At 73.0% G+C, this 14,545-nt stretch carries 12 protein-coding genes; 5 read left to right on the forward strand and 7 right to left on the reverse strand.

Going from position 1 to position 14,545, the window contains the following annotated elements; all coding sequences use genetic code 11:
• Positions 1–56: 56 nt before the first annotated feature.
• Positions 57–1,730, reverse strand: a complete 1,674-nt coding sequence (thiC, locus tag NV263_RS02015) for a phosphomethylpyrimidine synthase ThiC (RefSeq protein ID WP_263250635.1) — start codon at positions 1,728–1,730, stop codon at positions 57–59.
• A 403-nt stretch (positions 1,731–2,133) separates the two neighbouring features.
• Positions 2,134–2,712 carry a peptide deformylase gene (locus NV263_RS02020; RefSeq protein ID WP_263250636.1) on the reverse strand — a complete coding sequence of 193 codons (579 nt, stop codon included), beginning with the start codon at positions 2,710–2,712 and terminating at the stop codon, positions 2,134–2,136.
• Positions 2,713–2,882: 170 nt separating this feature from the next.
• Here NV263_RS02020 and NV263_RS02025 point away from each other — a divergent pair, with 170 nt between their 5' ends.
• Complete coding sequence (locus tag NV263_RS02025; RefSeq protein ID WP_263250637.1) at positions 2,883–3,296, forward strand: DUF3263 domain-containing protein; 414 nt, start codon at positions 2,883–2,885, stop codon at positions 3,294–3,296.
• Positions 3,297–3,336: 40 nt separating this feature from the next.
• Positions 3,337–3,969 carry a LytR C-terminal domain-containing protein gene (locus NV263_RS02030; protein WP_263250638.1) on the forward strand — a complete coding sequence of 211 codons (633 nt, stop codon included), beginning with the start codon at positions 3,337–3,339 and terminating at the stop codon, positions 3,967–3,969.
• Here the strand turns inward: NV263_RS02030 and NV263_RS02035 are convergent.
• The 5 genes from NV263_RS02035 to moeA all read right to left on the reverse strand — a co-directional run bounded on the left by NV263_RS02035 (position 3,962) and on the right by moeA (position 11,723).
• The gene (locus tag NV263_RS02035; protein ID WP_263250639.1) at positions 3,962–6,151 is read right to left on the reverse strand and encodes an AAA family ATPase; all 2,190 of its coding nucleotides are present in this window, start codon (positions 6,149–6,151) and stop codon (positions 3,962–3,964) included. The genes NV263_RS02030 and NV263_RS02035 overlap by 8 nt on opposite strands.
• Positions 6,152–6,168: 17 nt before the next feature.
• Positions 6,169–7,107, reverse strand: a complete 939-nt coding sequence (gene pssA, locus NV263_RS02040) for a CDP-diacylglycerol--serine O-phosphatidyltransferase (RefSeq protein WP_263250640.1) — start codon at positions 7,105–7,107, stop codon at positions 6,169–6,171.
• Positions 7,104–7,826 (reverse strand): phosphatidylserine decarboxylase, encoded by a 723-nt coding sequence (locus tag NV263_RS02045; protein ID WP_263250641.1) that lies wholly within the window; start codon positions 7,824–7,826, stop codon positions 7,104–7,106. Before NV263_RS02045 ends, pssA begins: the two co-directional genes overlap by 4 nt.
• 633 nt (positions 7,827–8,459) lie before the next feature.
• Positions 8,460–10,415 carry a M48 family metallopeptidase gene (locus NV263_RS02050; protein ID WP_263250642.1) on the reverse strand — a complete coding sequence of 652 codons (1,956 nt, stop codon included), beginning with the start codon at positions 10,413–10,415 and terminating at the stop codon, positions 8,460–8,462.
• 63 nt (positions 10,416–10,478) lie between these two features.
• On the reverse strand, positions 10,479–11,723 hold the full coding sequence (gene moeA / locus NV263_RS02055; protein WP_263250643.1) for a molybdopterin molybdotransferase MoeA: 1,245 nt from the start codon (positions 11,721–11,723) through the stop codon (positions 10,479–10,481).
• Between the two features lie 84 nt (positions 11,724–11,807).
• Between moeA and NV263_RS02060 the strand changes: the two genes are divergently transcribed.
• The 3 genes from NV263_RS02060 to NV263_RS02070 all read left to right on the forward strand — a co-directional run bounded on the left by NV263_RS02060 (position 11,808) and on the right by NV263_RS02070 (position 14,268).
• Positions 11,808–12,491, forward strand: coding sequence for a TIGR00266 family protein (locus tag NV263_RS02060; protein ID WP_263250644.1), 684 nt, complete (start codon positions 11,808–11,810; stop codon positions 12,489–12,491).
• Between the two features lie 223 nt (positions 12,492–12,714).
• Positions 12,715–12,921: a cold-shock protein gene (locus NV263_RS02065; protein WP_263250645.1), complete on the forward strand. Its 207-nt coding sequence runs from the start codon at positions 12,715–12,717 to the stop codon at positions 12,919–12,921.
• Positions 12,922–13,041: 120 nt separating this feature from the next.
• The gene (locus tag NV263_RS02070) at positions 13,042–14,268 is read left to right on the forward strand and encodes a serine/threonine-protein kinase (RefSeq protein ID WP_263250646.1); all 1,227 of its coding nucleotides are present in this window, start codon (positions 13,042–13,044) and stop codon (positions 14,266–14,268) included.
• The last annotated feature ends 277 nt before the right edge of the window (positions 14,269–14,545 follow it).

Below are 14,545 nucleotides of genomic sequence, written 5' to 3' on the forward strand. Positions count from 1 at the left end.
GTGGAGGGGACCCCGCCGACGGACCGGCGGGCACCGGGCCCGCCGGTCCGCCCGGGTCAGTCCGCGATCGGCAGGTAGACCCGGCTGCCGCCGTCGGCGAACTCGGCGGACTTCTCGCGCATTCCCTCCTCGATGGCCTCGACGGTGGTCAGCCCCCGCTCCTCGGCGAACGCGCGGATGTCCTGCGTGATCTTCATGGAGCAGAACTTCGGCCCGCACATCGAGCAGAAGTGCGCGGTCTTGGCGGGCTCGGCCGGCAGCGTCTCGTCGTGGTACGCCCGCGCGGTGTCCGGGTCGAGCGCCAGGTTGAACTGGTCGTGCCAGCGGAACTCGAACCGCGCCCGGGACAGCGCGTCGTCGCGCTCCTGCGCCCGCGGATGCCCCTTCGCCAGGTCGGCGGCGTGCGCGGCGATCTTGTAGGTGATCACGCCGGTCTTGACGTCGTCCCGGTCGGGCAGCCCGAGGTGTTCCTTCGGGGTGACGTAGCAGAGCATGGCGGTGCCCGCCTGCGCGATCACCGCCGCGCCGATGCCGGAGGTGATGTGGTCGTAGGCCGGAGCGACGTCAGTGGTCAGCGGGCCCAGCGTGTAGAACGGCGCCTCCCCGCACAGCTCCTCCTCCAACCGGACGTTCTCGGCGATCTTGTGCATCGGCACGTGCCCGGGACCCTCGATCATCACCTGCACGTCGTGCGCGCGGGCGATGTGGGTGAGTTCGCCCAGCGTTTCGAGCTCGGCGAACTGGGCCCGGTCGTTGGCGTCGGCGATGGAGCCCGGCCGCAGGCCGTCGCCCAGCGAGAACGTCACGTCGTAGGCGCGCAGGATCTCGCACAGCTCGGAGAAGTGCGTGTAGAGGAAGCCCTCCCGGTGGTGCGCCAGGCACCACGCCGCCATGATCGACCCGCCCCGGGACACGATCCCGGTGACCCGGTGGGTCGTCAGCGGCACGTAGCGCAGCAGCACGCCCGCGTGCACCGTCATGTAGTCGACGCCCTGCTCGCACTGCTCGACGACGGTGTCCCGGTAGATCTCCCAGGTCAGCGCGGCCGGGTCGCCGCCCACCTTCTCCAGCGCCTGGTAGATCGGCACGGTGCCGATCGGGACCGGGGAGTTGCGCAGGATGCGTTCGCGGGTCTCGTGGATGCGCTTGCCGGTGGACAGGTCCATGACGGTGTCCGCGCCCCAGCGGGTCGCCCACACCATCTTCTCCACCTCCTCCTCGACGGAGGAGGTGACCGCGGAGTTGCCGATGTTGGCGTTGACCTTCACCAGGAAGTTCTTCCCGATGATCATCGGCTCGCTCTCCGGGTGGCAGCGGTTGGCCGGGATGACGGCCCGGCCGGCGGCCACCTCGTCGCGGACGAACTCCGGCGAGACGCCCTCGCGCGCGGCGATGAACTCCATCTCCCGCGTGATGACGCCCGCTTTCGCCCAGCCGAGCTGGGTCCGGTGCTCGCGCCCGTCGGTCCACCCCGCCCGCGTCCGATGAAGTCCACTGTGGACGTCGATGGTGGCGTCCTCGTCGGTGTACGGCCCGGAGGTGTCGTACACGTCGAGGTGCTCACCGTTGGACAGCTCGATGCGGCGGAATGGCACCTTCAGGCCGGATTCGGTGCCGCCGTACACCTTCCGCGAGCCGCTGATCGGCCCGGTGGTGATGCGGTGCGCGGCGCTCTCGGTCCCGTTCGTCCCGTTGGTGGGCAGGTTCGGGCGCACGTCGGCCAATGCCATCCACTCCCTACGCCGGCATTATCCGGTCAGGTTCATGCGGTCGGCGGCACCGGACATCTGGTCCAGCCGCCCTCTCAGCCCGCTTCTGGTGCGAGCTCCCGCGGTTTCGTTGTCGGTCGCCGAGGCTAGCGGCGCCACCCGCCCCTGCCAACCCCGCTTCACCCCGATGACGGCACACCGGATCCGCGCTGCGCTCGTGACCAGCGGGAGCGCCAATCGTCGGCAGGAATGAGTGCGGTGCGTGGCGAATCGGACGCGGTTCGCCGAGGAGGGACCTGCGGTCGCGCCGTACTCCGAGCCCTCCGGCGGTCGGTGCCGGGACCGGCACCGGGTTCCGTTCGGCGAGTCGGTCGAGGCGCCCGAACCGTTCCCGTTCTCCCCGGAGGTCGAGGAGTTCTGCCGATCAGACCTCTTCGGCGAACGGGTCGCCGGACTCCGCCGGGTCCCAGTCCAGGCCCGGGACGCCCCAGCGGTTGCGCTTGACCATCTTCTTCGCCGCGCGGGCGTGGCGGCCGATGAGGCGGTCGAGGTAGATGTAGCCGTCGAGGTGGTCGGTCTCGTGTTGCAGGCAGCGGGCGAAGAACCCGGTGCCCTCGACCTCGACCGGTTTTCCGTCCACATCGGACCCGATGACCTTCGCCCACTGCGCGCGGCCCGTCGGGTAGGACTCCCCGGGCACCGACAGGCAGCCTTCCCAGTCGTCGTCCGGGTCCGGCATCGTCTGCGGGACCTCGCTGGTCTCCAGCTGCGGGTTGACGACCACGCCGCGGTGGTAGGTGCCCTCGTCGTCGGGGCAGTCGTAGACGAAGACCCGCAGGTCGATGCCGATCTGGTTGGCCGCGAGCCCGACGCCGTTGGCCGCCGCCATGGTCTCGAACATGTCCTCGACGAGGGTGCGCAGCTCGTCGTCGAACGCCTCCACCGGCCGGGTGGGGTTGTGCAGTACGGGATCGCCGATGATGCGGATCGGGTGAACGGCCATGACCGGACCATATCGGCCCCCGCGTCGCCTGCGCGCGGCAATCCCGGCCTGCTACACGCCGGTGTGAGCCGCGCACGGTGCGCAGTGCGGCATGGTGTAATTGGGGAGGAATCACAGCCGTGTGATTCCGGCGAACGCGGGGAGTTCCGGATCGCGAGGCGAGGAGTCGGATGGACGCCGCCCAGATGCTGACCGCGCGCGAGATCGCACGCCAGTGCGAGCAGTTGGCGCGGCTCCAGCAACGGCACCCGTCGCGTCCGGCGCCGGGCAGGCGGTGGTGGTTGGCCGAGGCGGTGGCCACGCCGGTCGAGCAGGTCGCCGAGTCCGACCCCGAGTCCACCGAACCGGAGCCGGAGCCGCCGGCGCCCGGTGGGGAGCTCACCGAGCGGGACCGGAGCATCCTGGCGTTCGAACGGCAGTGGTGGAAGCACCCCGGCGCGAAGGAGCGCGCGATCCGGGAGATCTTCGGGCTGTCCGCGTCGGGCTACAACCGGTTGCTCGACGCGCTGGTGGCCAGCCCGGCGGCGCTGCGGGTCGACCCCATGCTGATCAGACGGCTGCGCAGGGAGCGGGCGTCCCGGTGAACCGGTCCGCCCGCCTACGACTGGGAATCGAGTGGCACTGATGACTTCTGGCGAACCGTCCTCCGGGCCGTCCAAGACCAAGCTCACCGGCTACGGGCTGATCGGCGTCGGTGCGCTCGCCGCCGTGGTCGGGGTCGCCTCGCTGGCCGCCGGAGGCCGCACGGAGGACTCCGCCCAGCAGGTGCCGCCGCAACCGGTCGCCCCGCCGCCGATCTCCTCGCCGGCGCAACCGCCTGCGGACTCCGGGAACGGGCAGTCCGAACCGCCTGCCCAGCAGTCGAGCGGGGTGGCGCAGCCACCGCCCTCTCCGTCCACAGGGGACGGTGTGGTGCCGCAGAACCCCGGCGTTCCCACCGGAACCGGGCAGGGGACCGCGCGGATCGTGGTGCGGGTGTACAACAACAGCACGATCACCGGGCTGGCGCACCGCGCCGCAGAGGACTTCCGGCAGGTCGGCTACGAGGTGCCCGAGGTCGGCAACTACCCGGGCGGTCTGATCCCGACCACGACCATCTACTTCCGCCCCGGCACCCCGGAGCAGGCGCAGGCCGAGGAGGTCGCGGCGCACTTCGGCGCGCGGGCCGAAGCGCGCTTCCCCGGCATCGAGGACGCCACTCCCGGGCTGATCGCCATCATCACCAACGACTACAAGGGGCCCGCGCCCGTCAAGTGATCGTGCGGTCGCGGGCGTAGGACTCCAGCGCCGCGAGCTGGTCCGGGTCGAGCGAGGGGCGGACCGCCCGGCGCGCGGTGTCCAGGTGCTCGGCGGAAACCTCGGCGGCGGCCAGTGATTCGCGCATCGCCGTGAGCGCCGCCTCGCGGACCAGTGCGGCGCAGTCCGCCGCCGAGTAGCCGTCCAGGGCGGCGGCCAGCGCCGCGAGGTCCACATCGGACGCCAGCGGGGTGTTCCGCGCGGCGGAGCGCAGGATCGCCTCGCGGGCGTCGGCGTCCGGCGGCGGGACGTGCACGAGTCGTTCGAGCCGACCCGGGCGCAGCAGCGCCGGGTCGACCAGTTCGGGCCGGTTGGTCGCGCCGAGCACGACGACGTCGCGCATCGGCTCCACCCCGTCGAGTTCGGTGAGCAGCGCGGCGACCACGCGGTCGGCCACGCCGGAGTCCGCGGACTGGCCGCGGCGCGGTGCCAGCGCGTCGACCTCGTCCAGGAACACCAGCGCCGGTGCGGCGTTGGCGGCGCGCAGGAACAGTTCGCGGACCGCGCGCTCGGACTCGCCGACCCACTTGTCCATCAGCTCGGCGCCCTTGACCGCGAACGCGTTGAGCCGCCCGCTGCCCGCCAGCGCGCGCACCAGGAACGTCTTGCCGCAGCCCGGCGGGCCGTAGAGCAGCACTCCGCGCGGGGGTTCCACGCCGAGGCGGGTGAACGAATCCGGGTACTGCAGCGGCCACAGCACGGTTTCGGTCAGCGCCTGCTTGACCTCGGTCATGTCGCCGACGTCGTCGAGCGTCAGATCGCCGGTGCGCAGGTCGTCCGATGTGGACATCGACAGCGGGCGGACCGACGCCAGCGCGGCCAGCAGGTCCTGCTGTTCGACGCGGGCGTCGTCGCCCCGGGCGTCCCCGTGCCGCAGCGCGGCGCAGACCGCGGCCTCCCGGCAGAGCGCGACCAGGTCGGCGGCGACGAAGCCCGGCGTGCGCTCGGCGACCTCGGCGAGGTCCGCGTCGGGGGCCAGCGGAGCGGGGCGCAGCAGCACGCCGAGCAGTTCCCTGCGGACGTCGGCGTCCGGCAGCCCGAGGGTGAGTTCGCGGTCCACCAGGCCCGGTTCGCGCAGCCGGGGGTCGATGGTCTGCGGTTGTGCGCTGGTGACCACGACGGCCAGCCCCTCGCTCGCGGTCGCCGCGCGGAGCGCGTCCAGGGCGATAGTGGCCAGCGGTGGTGGGTCGGTCGCGGGCAGCAGCGCGTCGACGTCGGTCAGCAGGAGCACCCGGTTCCCGGTCGACGTGGTGGCCCGTTCCACCGCGTCGCGGACTCGCTGGGCCGCCGCGCGCGGTTCGAGCGCCGCGACGCTCGGTGCGGCGAGCTCGACCACCTCGGCGTCCAGCGACGTCGCCACGGCGCGCGCCAGGGTCGCCTTGCCGACGCCCGGCGGGCCGCTGAGCAGCACGCCGAGCCGCGGTTCGGCGCCGAGGCGGCGCAGCAGCTCGGGGCGTTCGAAGGACAGCCGGAGCCATTCGGCGAGGCGCCGCGCCGGTTCCCGCGAGCCGACCAGGTCGGCCACCGGGACCGGAGCCGGTTCGGCGGTGGGGTGGGGAGCGGGATCGGGCTCCGGGGTCGCGGCACCGTCCCGCCACGTGACCACTGTGGACGGTTGTGCGGTGACCGCGCCGTCCGGGTCGGTGGCCGCGACGGTGATCAGTTCGCTGGTCCAGGTGGCGCCGATCGCCGCGGACAGCCGTCGGCGCACCTCGCCGGCGTGGCCGGGCGTCGGCGGCGCGACGTCCTGCGGCAGCAGCGAGACCGCGTCGCCGCCGCGGAACACCTTGCCCGTCAACGCGAGTCGGACGGTCTCCGGCGCGACCGTCGCCCGGACCATCCGCGAGCCGGTGATCTCGACCCGGCGCGCCGGGGAGGTCCGTTCCGGGGCGATGGCCACCTCGGCGCCGTCGGTGAGGCCGAGGTTCATCAGCGCGACCTCGTCGAGCAGCACGATCCCCGGCGGTGCACCGCGCTCCGCCGCGGCGGCGAGCGCCACGGTGACCCGGGCGCCGGTGAGCCGCACGGCGCTCCACGGCCGCAACCCCAGGGCGTCGAGCACCTCGCGGTGCAGGCGGACCACGCCGCGCCGCGCGTCCTTGGCCGATGACGACAACCGCGCGATCAACGAAACGGACGGCACACCGCGAGCCTACGGGCTCAGCGCGCGGCGCCGTCGTTGCGGCTGCGGCGCAGTTCGAGGCGGCGCCAGCTGCGGCGGGGGCCGTCGGGGTGGCTGTTGCGGCGGGGCAGGCGGACCCGCCGGGCGGCGCCCGCCACGCGGCGCCGCAGCGGCGGTCGCAGTCCCAGGCGGCGGGCGGTGCGCCTGCGGATGGCGCGCCGTTCGCGGGGCTCGGCCTCCCACGCCTCGGGGTGCTGGGCGAGCCAGTGGTGCCGGTAGACGGCGTAGGGGATGTGCACCAGGTACAGCAGCAGCGCCGCGGCCAGCGAGATCAGCGGGAACGTGATGATGCCACCCGCCAGCACGACGACCAGCACCAGCAGCGGCGCGACCGCGCGCGGCGGCACGCGGACCGTCTTGAGCGAGAGGGTGGGCACCCGGCTGACGGCCAGGGCGGCGACCAGCAGCATCCACACCATGACCACGTTCTGCTCGGCCCACCAGCCAGGGTGGCCGAAGTGCGCGGTCAGCAGGATCGGCAGCAGCGCGAGCAGGCCCGCCGCCGGAGCGGGCACGCCGACGAAGAACTCCTTGGCGTACGGCGGCTGGTCGGCGTCCAGCAGCGTGTTGAAGCGGGCCAGGCGCAGCACCATGCACACCGCGAACACCAGCGACACCACCCAGCCGACGCGGTTGTTCTGCAGCTGCCAGGCGTAGAGCGTGAGCGCCGGGGCGACGCCGAACGACATCGCGTCCGACAGGGAGTCCAGCTCGGCGCCCATCTTGGACGTCGCGTCGAGCAGCCGCGCCAGCCGTCCGTCGAGCCCGTCGAGGACGGCGGCGACCGCGACGGCGGCGATGGCGCCGATGAGCTGGCCGTTCAGGGCGAACTGGACCGCCGACAGCCCGGAGCACATCGCCAGCACGGTGATCGCGTTGGGCAGCAGCCGGACGCCGGGGGTGGTGCGCATGCTCATGACGTGCGCTTCTCCCGGGGAAGTTCGGCGAGCGGCGTTTCGCCGCCGATGGTGCGTTGGCCGGGTTCGACGAGGATCCGGCTGTCGGCCGGGACGTAGAGGTCGACGCGGGAGCCGAAGCGGATCAGGCCGTAGGTGTCGCCCGCCCGCAGCACGTCGCCCTCGCCGACCGAGCAGACGATGCGCCGCGCGACGAGCCCGGCGATCTGCACCGCGGCGACCTCGTGGCCGTCGTCGGAGCGCACCACCAGCGAGTTGCGCTCGTTGTCCTCGCTGGCCTTGTCCAGGTCGGCGGACAGGAACCGGCCCGGGCGGTAGGCGACCCGGGTCACCTTCCCGGACAGCGGGGCGCGCTGCACGTGGACGTCGAAGATGGTCAGGAACACGCTGACCCGGGTCATCGGCTCGTCGCCGAGGCCGAGTTCGGCCGGGGGCGCGGCGGGTTCGACGTGCGAGACGGTGCCGTCGGCGGGGGCGACGGCCAGGCCGGGGCGGCTGGGAGCGGTGCGCCGGGGTTCGCGGAAGAACCACGCGCACCACGCGGTCGCGATGCCGCCGAGCACTCCCGCGGCGCGCCAGCGGCGGCGGAGCAGGAGGGTCGCGGCAGCGGCGCCGATCACGAACGGACGGCCCGCGGGATGCATCGGGGGAATCGTCTCCCGGGCCAGCGCTGCCAGGTGTGCCAGTGCGCTTGTCTTCGGTTCTTTCTCGGTGCTCATCGAGGTGCAACGCCCCTGAGTCGGAGGTGATGGTGCGCCAGGGCGGCGGAGGTCCGCCCCACCGGCTCGTCGGTACAGCATCTCCGACGCGGCGGGACGATCTTCGCGAGGGGGCGCAGTCGATCTTCCGGAGTCCTCGTGACCTGCGGTTCGGCGGCCCGGCCGCAGCATCGCGCAGGACGCGCGCGGAGCGCAATCGACACCATACGGGTCGGGGCGGCGCCGACGCCCCCGATGCGCCGGTGCCGCCCCGACACCTCCGGCCGTTTGGTGCCTCCCCGTTGGCGCCGAACGGCCTCCCCCGACAGGCCCGTGCGCCCCCCGACGGCACACGGCGCCCGCTCAGGCCGCCCCCGAAGGGTGCGGACGTATGAGAGATGTAGTCGATCGACGGTTCGTGACGCCAACTTCAGTGTAATTGAGTTCACACCGAGTCCGTAGCCGCTATCGGAGGACCTTGGGATGTCGATCTGTGACCCAGCGTCACCAGATTCGCCCACTGCTGCACCGAAGCGTTACGTGGCGTGGTGGTTCCCCGTCTCCTGCCCACCACCCTTCGCGGAGGTGTCGCGCGCCGCCCGGCCACCCCGCTGCGCAGGCGCTGCGGGGTGGCCCGTTCATCCCTCGGAGGCGTCATCCCTCGGAGGCGCCGCGCACGGCCATCCGGGCGCCCATCAGCTCGCCGAGGCCGCGGTACGGGTCGCCGTGCTCCATCGCATCGGCGGCGCTGCGCAGCTGGAGCCGGGCGATGCCGTCCTCGCCGGTTGGGGCGTCGATGCCCGTCAGCGAGGACAGCGCGTACTCGTCGAGGTAGAGCTCCAGGGACAGCGACCACTCGCCGCGCTGTTCGGTCAGCTCGGCGCCCGCCACGTCGCGGTTGTCCACCCACTGCGCACCGGTGCGGGCGCGCAGCTCGTCGACCGGGGTGGCGCCGAGTTCGGCGAGTTCGTCCAGCTGGGCCTGGCGCCAGCGCGCCAGGGCGCCGGACAGCAGCCGCTTGGCGGTGCTCGCCTTGCTCGGCAGCAGCGCCAGGCCCCGGTCGGTGACCACCAGCTCGTAGCTGCGACCCGCGCACCGCACCGGGCTGACGATGCCGGTCAGCGAGGGTTCCGGTTCCTCGGCCGGCGGCCGGGCGTGGTTCAGCGGCACCCCGAGGTCGACCAGCGCCCGGTGCAGGCCGGGGACCAGCCGGGGGTCGGCGATCGCCGGGCGCACCAGGCGGTCCGGGTCCAGCGGTCGGCCGTTGCCCAGCCGCACCACCGACGGGCCCGCCCAGTCCAGCTCGTGGTGCGCGCGGCGGGCGCAGACCAGCGCGTCGACGACCGCGCCGCCGAGCAGCTCGGTCAGCGTGTCCTCGACCGCCTGGTCGATGCGGTCCGGGGACAGGCCCGGGTTCAGCGCCGGGTTGATCAGCTCGGCGCCCTGGCCGTGGTGCACGGCCTGCAGCACGCCCCCGATCACCGGTTCCACCTGCACGCCGCTCTGCTCGACCGCCGCGGTCAACCGGGCGGCCTGCTCGGCGACCTGGGCGGCACCGGCCAGTCGGGCCAGCTCGGGCCACGGCAGCCGCGGACCGAGCCCGTCGACCATGAGCCCGTCCTCCAGCTCGGGGACGCTCTTGCGCGGGTTGCGCAGCACCGCGAACGCCGGGCGCTCGTCGATGTCGCGTTCGCTGGCCTTGGTCCGCTTCATCGCCTCGACGCGTTCGCGGGCGCTCGGCCGTTCCCGGGTGGCCGGTTCCTCGGCGATCTCCTGCTTCGCCCGCTCGGCCAGCTTCGGCCTGCGCGTCTGGTCGTCCATGAAGGAGCGGAAGCCCAGCAGCACGTCCGGGGTGTGGCCGACGGCCTTGGCCATGCTCAGGTACTCGTCGGCGTACTCGCGCCAGCCGAGCTCGATCGCCCGCGTCTTGCGCAGCGTGGACAACGCCGCGCGGCGCCCGGTGACCTGGGTGGCCACCACGTCGGCGTGCAGCCGCAGGGTGCGGCCGGTCGGCCCGGCCACCGCGCGGTAGGCGCGGGCGTACCCGGCGAACAGCCACTTGGTCGGTCCGCCGGTCAGATCGGCGACCGCCCGGTCGATGCTGGTCGACACGCGGTGCGCGACCGAGGGCAGCCGGTCGCCGGTGAGCGCGCCCAGCTCGCGCGCCACGACGGCGCGCAGCTCGCCGAGGTTGAGCGCGGCCAGCAGTGGCAGCCCGAGCTCCAGGCAGCGGGCGCGGGTGCGCAGACCGAGCAGCGCGGTGTCCTCGCGGACGCCCGCGCTCGGCTCCGAGGTGATGCGGATTTCGTCCGGGAGCGGAGCGCCGGTCGCGGAGGCGATGGCGTCGACCGCCTTCCACAACTGGGGCTGTGCCTCCCGGTCCAGGGCGACGCCGCGGGTCCGCAGCCGGGTGCGGAGCACGGCGCGGAGGCCGACGGTGAAGACGGCGGCGACGACGACCGCGGCCAGCGCGGCTTTCAAGCCGCCGCTGTGGTCGTAGCGGAAGGTCAGGGCCGCGATCGCGAACAGGCCGAGGACCAGTGCGATCGGGACGGCGAAGAAGCCGATGTGCAACGCCAGCGCCAAGGCGGCGCGCCAGGGGCCACGCACGGTGCAGAACTCCGGTCGGGGGTCGGGGTGGGGGTGCAGTCTTGGTGACGGGGGTGCTCGACGTCAATCCAGCAGCATCACGTCCACAGTGGACCCGGCGGGGACCTCGGTGGTGTCCTCCGGGATCTCCAGCAGGCAGTTCGCGTCGGCCAGTGCGGACAGCAGGTGGGATCCGGGGCCGCCCTGCAACGTCACCGACTCGGTCGACGGGTCGAACAGCCCGCGCCGGTACTGCCGCTTGCCGCGCGGCGCGGTGAGCGGCTCGGTCAGCACCGCGCGTCGCACCGGGCGCCGGACGTCGTCGTGCCCCGAGGCGCCGCGCAGCGCCGGGCGCACGAAGACCTCGAAGGACACCATCGCGCTGACCGGGTTCCCGGGCAGCGTCACCACCGTCGGACCGCCGCGGTAGCGGCCCGCGCCCTGCGGCATGCCCGGCTGCATCGCGACCTTGGTGAACTCGATGCCGTTGCCCCGCAACGCGTCCTTGACCACCTCGTAGGCGCCGGCGCTGACCCCGCCGGAGGTGAGCACGAGGTCGGTGGAGTCCAGGTGCGGCGCGAGCGCGGTGTGGAACGCCTGCACGTCGTCGGGCACGAACCGCAGCAGCCGGGCCTCGCCGCCCGCCGCGCGCACCGCGGTGGCCAGCATCAGCCCGTTCGACTCGTAGATCTGCCCCGGGCGCAGCGGGGAACCCGGCGCCACCAGCTCGGACCCGGTGGACAGCACCAGCACCCGCACCGGGCGGCGCACCCGCAGGGTCTCGATGCCGACCGCGCTGGCCAGCCCCAGCCGCGCCGGGGTCAGCGTCGCGCCCGCCGGGATCACCGTCGCACCGGTCGTCACGTCCTCGCCCGCGCGCCGCACGTGCGCTCCCGGCTGCGCGGAGGCGCGCACCCGGACCCGCTCGGTGCCGCCGTCGGTGCGTTCCACCGGGACCACCGCGTCCGCCCCGGACGGCATCTGCGCGCCGGTCATGATCCGGTGCGCGGTGCCCGGTTGCAGCGGCGGCACGTCGATCCGGCCCGCCGGGACGTCCTCGGACACCGGCAGCTCCACGGGCTGGTCCTCGGCGGCCTCGGCGACGTCGACCGAGCGCAGTGCGTAACCGTCCATCGCGGAGTTGTCGAACGGCGGCAGCGGGATCGGGGACACCACGTCCTCGGCCAGCGCCAGGCCCAGGCACTCCGCCACCGGTCGGGACTCGACCGGAGTCGTCGTGAGCAGGGCTGCGATGCGGGCCTGGTGGTCGGCCACCGCGGTCAGGTCGGGGGTTTCGGTTCCGTTCGACACGCCCCGATCATCGGTCATCGGACCGCCCGCTGTCCCCACCGGCGTGGAAAACACCGCATTCGGCCGCGTGGCAGACTTCATCCGGTCGAAGGAGGTCGCCACGTGCAGGTACGGACCCGTCACACGCCGTCGTTCGGAGTGGCGCGGCTGGTGCTCGCGCCCGGCGAACCGGTGCGGATCGAGTCCGGTGCGATGTTGGCCACCAGCTACGGCGTCACCGCGCAGTCGCGGGCCCAGGGCGGGTTGCTGAAGTCGCTGGCGCGGGCGGCGCTGGCCGGCGAATCGTTCTTCGCGTCCACTTGCACCGCCCCGCAGCAGGGCGGCTGGGTGGACGTGGCGCCGAAGCTGCCCGGCGATCTGCACGTGCTCGAACTGGACGGTCGCACCGGCTGGTGCGTGACCCGCGGTTGCTGGCTGGCTTCGGCGAGCACCGTGTCGCTGGAGACGAAGTGGGGCGGGTTCCGGAACCTCTTCGGCGGTGAGGGCGGATTCCTCACGCACACCACCGGACAGGGGCCGGTGGTGGTGTCCTGCTACGGCGCGCTGGACGTGGTGACCCTGCAGCCCGGCGAGTACGTCACGATCGACACCGGACACGTGGTCGCCTACGCCGACACCGTCCAGAGTCGCCTGCGGCAGGCGCAGCAGGGAGTGGCGCAGTCGCTGAAGAGCGGTGCGGGGCTGGTGTTCGATTTCGCCGGTCCCGGCCAGGTGCTCACCCAGACCCGGAATCCGCGCGAACTGGTCGACTGGCTGCGCGTGAACGGACTCGGCGCGCGTTCCTGATGCGCCTACGCGTTATTGGCCGACGGCGCAAGGAAATTGCTGCGGCCGGGGGACGCATTGGTTCCGATGACTGACCGTGGCCGTGGAAAACACCCGTTCGGCCCAGTGTTTCGCGGAAAAGTTGCATTGCCGAACCCGCGACGAGACCTGGTTTCTCCGGTAGCGTGGCCGTTGCTCCAGCGACGCTTGAAGCGTCGTGCATCGTTTTCATGAGGAGGACGCCGTGGCGGTCGGCACGGTCAAATGGTTCAACTCGGAGAAGGGCTACGGGTTCATCGCGACTGACGGTGGGTCCGACGTGTTCGTCCACTACTCCGCGATCAACATGCCGGGATTCCGCACCCTTTCCGAGGGCGATCGGGTCGAGTTCGAGGTGAAAGCGGGCCGGGACGGTCGCACCCAGGCCGACGGCGTCCGCAAGATGGCCTGAAGAACACCAGACGGCAGGCGGCCCGGCTCGGTACCGAGCCGGGCCGCAGTGCGTCACGGCCCGCCAACGGCTCGGCGGGAACGCACCACGACGTGATCCGCGGACGTTAGGCTTTGCCGCGTGTCGGAAGACCTCACCGGGCGGCGCCTCGGCCATTACAAGATCGACGGAGTGCTCGGCCGCGGCGGGATGAGCGTGATGTACAAGGCGACCGACGTCAGGCTCGGTCGCAAGGTCGCGCTCAAGGTCATGGGCGAGCACATCACCGGTGACGCCGAGTTCCGCGAGCGGTTCGTCGACGAGGCGCGCAACACCTCCGCGATCGACCACGCGAACATCGTGCCGCTGTACGACTTCGGCGAAGTCGACGGCATGCTCTACATCGCGATGCGCCTGGTCGACGGTTCCGACCTGGCCAGTCTGATCAAGGACGGCCCGATCTCGCCGCACCGCGCGCTCGAACTGCTCGGCCAGGTCGCCGAAGCGCTCGACATGCTGCACGAGCGGGGACTGGTGCACCTGGACCTGAAACCGGCCAACGTGCTGGTGACCAGCCGGGAATCGGCGCACGAGCACGTCTACCTCGCCGACTTCGGACTCACCCGGCGAGGCGCCACCGGGCACCGCACCAGCAGCGGCGACTTCCTCGGCTCGCCGACCTACGCCGCGCCGGAACACCTGCGCGGCGAACCGGTGGACGGTCGCACCGACCTCTACGCGCTGGCGTGCATGCTGTTCGCCTGCCTGACCGGCCGTCCGCCGTTCCAGGGGCAGGTGCAGGAGGTCATCCAGGGGCACCTCGGTGCCGAACCGCCGACCGCGACCTCGTTCATCGTGCTGCCGCACGGGATCGACGAGGTGCTGCGCCGGGGCATGGCCAAGCGGGCCGACCAGCGCTACGACACCTGCCGCGAGCTGATCGCCGCGGCCCGCGCCGCGCTCGGCCCGGCCGGAGTGGACCCGCCGCCGCCCGCCCAGCCCGCGCGTCCGGAGAGGGCGCCCGGACCGATGTCCGGGCCGCAGCCCGTGCAGCCCTACCCGCCCGGTCCGCCGCCCTACTCGCCGCAGCAGTACCCGCAGGGGCCGCGGCCCCCGGTCGGCGGGGAACCGGTGCGGCTGCGCCCGCCGATGCCCGCCGGGTCGTCGTCGTTCGCCACCCGCGGCGGTGGCACCGCGCGCTGGCTCGTACCGATCCTCGTGGTCGTCGCGCTGGCCGTGATCATCGGTGTGTTCGTCGCCATGGCCGGATCGATCGGGTCCGGCGGCCCGTCGCGCACCACGGCGCCCGAGACGCCCGCGTACAACCAGAACGATCTGCCCACGTCGGTCCCCACGGTCGGGAACTAGCCCGGACGGCTGCGTCCGCGTGGTGCGCGGGGGTGGCGGAACCCCTCGCGCCGCGGTCGCTCGTCGTCGTGCCGGGCTGCCGTCAGCCGGGTGGGGGCCTCGCTTGCACTCGTCGGGTGGGAGTGCTAAACACGGTATTGGCACTCAGCAAGGTTGAGTGCCAGGTCGGGACGGTGAGGCCGTTCCCGGCGGCGCCACGGGGCGGTGTCGTCGGTGCGGTCGTCCGTCGCGGGCACCGAGCCTGGCCGAGCAGAGTCCTGCCGTGGGGTGATCCACC

The sequence above is a fragment of the Saccharopolyspora rosea genome (assembly GCF_025643595.1).
Classification (GTDB): domain Bacteria; phylum Actinomycetota; class Actinomycetes; order Mycobacteriales; family Pseudonocardiaceae; genus Saccharopolyspora; species Saccharopolyspora rosea.

Coding starts and splice junctions, on each gene's coding strand:
- thiC (WP_263250635.1), bottom strand. CDS start 1,730: ATGGCATTGGCCGACGTGCGCCCGAACCTGCCCACCAACGGGACGAAC.
- NV263_RS02020 (WP_263250636.1), bottom strand. CDS start 2,712: ATGGCCGTTCACCCGATCCGCATCATCGGCGATCCCGTACTGCACAAC.
- NV263_RS02025 (WP_263250637.1), top strand. CDS start 2,883: ATGGACGCCGCCCAGATGCTGACCGCGCGCGAGATCGCACGCCAGTGC.
- NV263_RS02030 (WP_263250638.1), top strand. CDS start 3,337: ATGACTTCTGGCGAACCGTCCTCCGGGCCGTCCAAGACCAAGCTCACC.
- pssA (WP_263250640.1), bottom strand. CDS start 7,107: ATGAGCATGCGCACCACCCCCGGCGTCCGGCTGCTGCCCAACGCGATC.
- NV263_RS02045 (WP_263250641.1), bottom strand. CDS start 7,826: ATGAGCACCGAGAAAGAACCGAAGACAAGCGCACTGGCACACCTGGCA.
- moeA (WP_263250643.1), bottom strand. CDS start 11,723: ATGACCGATGATCGGGGCGTGTCGAACGGAACCGAAACCCCCGACCTG.